Here is a 4,079-nt window from a genome sequence, read left to right as displayed (position 1 = left end):
ACAGGATGATCGTCTACTTAAAGCGCCCATTAATGATTTGGAAGAGTTCGAAGATGACTCACAAGTCTGGCGACGTTATGTGAATGAGCAATTAGCCAGGTTTTACCCAAAACTGTTTGAACTGATTGATATCTGGATCATGCTCAAAGCCCCTTCTTTTGACTGTGTCTATCAGTGGCGGCTTGAGCAAGAAAACAAATTAAAATCAAGCTTGTCTGAGCAGCAGACAAGCACACAAATTATGGATGAGAAAGCGGTCGGACGCTTTATCAAATATTATCAACGTATTACCGAAAATACACTCAACACGTTGCCAAACAAAGTGAACTATTTATTCGAACTTGATGAAAATCGCCAAATCACCCAACTCACTCAACCGCTACCAACCAAACTAAGCAGCAATGCGCTCCATCAATGGTTAGTATTTACCGATATGGATGGCACTCTGCTTGATCATCATAATTATCATTTTGATGAAGCCATACCGACACTCGCAGCACTTGAGCAGAATCAGATTCCCGTTATACCTGTTACCAGTAAAACAGCGGCTGAAGTGGAGCTAATAAGAGATAGTCTTGGCAACCATCACCCTTTTATTGTGGAGAATGGTGCGGCTGTCTATATTCCAGAAGGTTACTTTGACCAGCAACCAGAAGATACTGAAAAACGAGGGAAATATTGGGTTAAAAGTTTTGTTCAGCCTCGACAACATTGGCAGTCATTGATTGACCAGGTTCGTCCTGCTTATCAGCATGAATTTAAAACATTCGCAGATGCAGGTATTGATGGCATTATTGCGATGACAGGTCTGAATGTGCATGCAGCTGCCTGTGCTGCAAGACGCGAGTTTGGCGAACCTGTGTCATGGCATGGCAACGGCAATCTCAAACACCAGTTTATAACTGAGCTGACAGCACTTGGTGCCAATATTCTTGAAGGCGGACGGTTTATCCATGTTTCGGGCCAATGTGATAAAGGTCAGGCCCTCGCCTGGTTAACCGAGGTTTACCAACAAACCCAACCACAGCAAATCATTCAGACACTGGGAATAGGTGACAGTCAAAATGATAAAGCGATGCTAGAGCAAGTCGATTACGCTTTGCTTATTCGCTCACCTGTTCATGGTCTACCAGACATAGATAGAACAGATAACTTAACTGTGTCCACTTTTTTCGGCCCTAAAGGTTGGGCTGAAGGTGTCACTCAAATCATCGATGCAAAGCAGCATTCCGATTCATTTAACTTACCCCGAGGCAATCATGGCTGATTTTCACCAGAATGGGATTATTACTACTCTTCATAACTTAACAGATCGCCACTTAGCTGATCTCGAAAGCGATCTTGTTCAATTTAGCAAACAAAGGCCTATGGGATTACTGCTCCCTTCCCTTTTTTCAGAGCTCGAAGGTGAGGCGCTCCCTAATATTATTCAGCAGCTTAAAACGGTTCCTTACTTATCTGAAATTGTTATTGGTCTGGATCGCGCGGATGAAGACCAATATCGTCATGCCATTAACTTCTTTTCGGCCTTGCCACAGCACCATCGTATTTTATGGAATGATGGGCCGAGACTCACCGCGATTGACGAAGAACTGCAATCGCTGGGGCTCGCGCCAAAAGAAAAAGGTAAAGGTCGTAATGTCTGGTATTGCATGGGCTATATCATTGCCTCTGGAAAAGCGGAATCAATTGCCCTGCATGATTGCGACATAGTGACTTACACCAGTGATTTACTCGCACGCTTAATTTACCCTGTCGCTAACCCGATGTTTAATTATGAGTTTTGTAAAGGTTATTACGCTCGCGTGGCCAGTGGAAAGCTAAATGGCCGTGTGAATCGTTTACTTGTCACGCCACTTATCCGCGCATTGAAGATGGTCGTCGGTAACCAGCCTTATCTGGAATATATGGATAGCTTCCGATACCCGCTAGCCGGTGAGTTTTCATTCAGACGCGATGTATTATCTGATATTCGCATCCCGAGTGACTGGGGTCTGGAAATCGGTGTGCTATCAGAGATGCATCGTAACTATGCCAATAATCGACTCTGTCAGGTGGATGTAGCCCAAGTTTATGATCATAAGCACCAAGAATTATCACCGGATGATCAGCAGGCCGGTTTATCCAAAATGTCGATCGACATTGCCAAATCTCTATTTAGAAAACTAGCCACGAAAGGTACGGTATTCACGCCTGAATCATTCCGAACACTAAAAGCGACTTATTACCGTATCGCACTCGATTTTGTGGAAACCTACCACAATGATGCAGTGATGAACGGCCTGCATTTCGACATTCATCAGGAAGAAGAGTCTGTTGAAATGTTTGCTAAAAACATCATGGATGCAGGTCAAATGTTCCTGGAGAATCCGATGGAAGTCCCCTTCACGCCAAGCTGGAGCCGAGTACAGAGTGCACTGCCGGATATTTTTGAACGAATTTATGATGCTGTTGAAGCTGACTATCAGGATTTTTCTGCATAAGGGATACCAAAAATGACACCCAATGATGAGCAACTTCAACGATTAAAAGAGACAGTTCTCCATCATCTCAACGCTATTTATTCTGAGACCTCTGGTGATTTTTCGCTAGACACCTTATGCGATGACATTATCCGCATCATGCGGTTAGATCAGGATTTCAAAGAAAGCATTGCGCATAAAAATAACTGGGATCAAACGGATATTGTTCTGATTACCTACGGTAATAGTGTAAAAAAAGAAGGTGAAGCACCTTTAAAAACGCTGCATCGTTTTCTTAATAATGAAATCAGTGGTTATATAAATGGTGTCCATATCTTGCCATTTTTCCCATATTGCTCAGATGATGGCTTTGCCGTCATGGATTATTATGAAGTTAATAAAGCACTGGGAGATTGGGAGGACATTGAAGCCATTGCCAGTGATTATCGTCTGATGGCTGATCTTGTTATCAATCATGGCTCCAGCAGCGGCACTTGGTTTAAGAACTTTATTAAAGGTGATGGTCCAGGTCATGACTATTTTTTCACCACGTCACCAAGCACGCCCATCAGTCAGGTAGTCAGACCGAGAACCAGCCCCCTGCTCCGTGAAACAGACACTCATGATGGTACTCAATATGTCTGGTGCACTTTCAGTCATACTCAGGTGGATTTTGATTTCCGTAACCCTGAAGTGTTAAAAGAATTTATTAATATCGTTCGCTTTTATCTGGATAAAGGGGTGCATATTTTCCGGCTGGATGCGGTGGCTTTCTTGTGGAAAAAAATCGGCACAAACTGCCTCAATCTTCCAGAAACACACGAAGTAGTCAGGTTGATGCGAAGTTTGATTCAACACGTGGATCCAAATGCCATCATTATCACTGAAACCAATATCCCAAACAGGGAAAACCTGAGTTATTTTGGTAATGCTAATGAAGCTCACTGTATCTACAATTTTTCGCTGCCGCCTCTTTTGGTCAATACGCTAGTCACTGGAGACTGTTTTTATTTAAAACAGTGGTTGATGAGCATGCCGCCAGCACAACATGGGACAGCATACTTTAACTTTATTGCTTCGCATGATGGCATAGGCCTGAGGCCGGCTGAAGGCTTATTAAGTGAAGCTGAGATTGCTTCTTTAATCAGTACTATGCAGCAATTTGGTGGGCGTATTTCCTGGCGGGAAGGCGAAAATGGTGTGAAAAAACCTTATGAAATCAATATCTCACTGTTTGATGCACTTCAAGGCACAACATCGGGTAAAGATGAGTGGAATATTGACCGTTTTATCTGTGCTCACGCCATCATGCTGGCTTTAGAAGGTATTCCTGGCATTTATATTCATAGCTTGCTCGCTACCAGTAATGATTTAGAAAAGCTGGAACACACGGAACAAAACCGTTCGATTAATCGTCATGAATGGGATGAAGCTTCCTTGATGAGCGAATTATCAACGCCATCATCTCAACATGCACAAGTTTCAGAATTACTTAAGAAGCTGATACATCTAAGAAAACAACAGCGGGCTTTTCATCCGAATGCCACTCAGTTTACACTGCACCTTGGTGAAAAACTGTTTGGGTTCTGGCGACAAAGTATGGACAGGAGACAAAGT

Annotated in this window: 3 protein-coding genes; all 3 read left to right on the top strand. The window is 43.1% G+C overall.

Annotated features, from left to right (window positions below; translation table 11 throughout):
• On the top strand, positions 1–1,267 hold a 1,267-nt coding region (locus tag B4K20_RS06630), incomplete at its 5' end, for an HAD-IIB family hydrolase (protein WP_289282324.1).
• Positions 1,260–2,483 carry a glycosyl transferase gene (locus B4K20_RS06625; protein WP_289243813.1) on the top strand — a complete coding sequence of 408 codons (1,224 nt, stop codon included), beginning with the start codon at positions 1,260–1,262 and terminating at the stop codon, positions 2,481–2,483. The genes B4K20_RS06630 and B4K20_RS06625, both read left to right, overlap by 8 nt.
• Positions 2,484–2,495: 12 nt before the next feature.
• A partial coding sequence (locus B4K20_RS06620) for a sugar phosphorylase (protein ID WP_289282323.1) occupies positions 2,496–4,079 on the top strand: 1,584 nt, incomplete at its 3' end.

This window comes from Methylophaga sp. UBA5088 (assembly GCF_002414625.1).
Lineage (GTDB): Bacteria > Pseudomonadota > Gammaproteobacteria > Nitrosococcales > Methylophagaceae > Methylophaga > Methylophaga marina.
The sequence above is the reverse complement of the archived record's forward strand: the minus strand, read 5'-3'. Positions and strand labels throughout refer to the sequence as shown.

Coding starts and splice junctions, on each gene's coding strand:
- B4K20_RS06625 (WP_289243813.1), top strand. CDS start 1,260: ATGGCTGATTTTCACCAGAATGGGATTATTACTACTCTTCATAACTTA.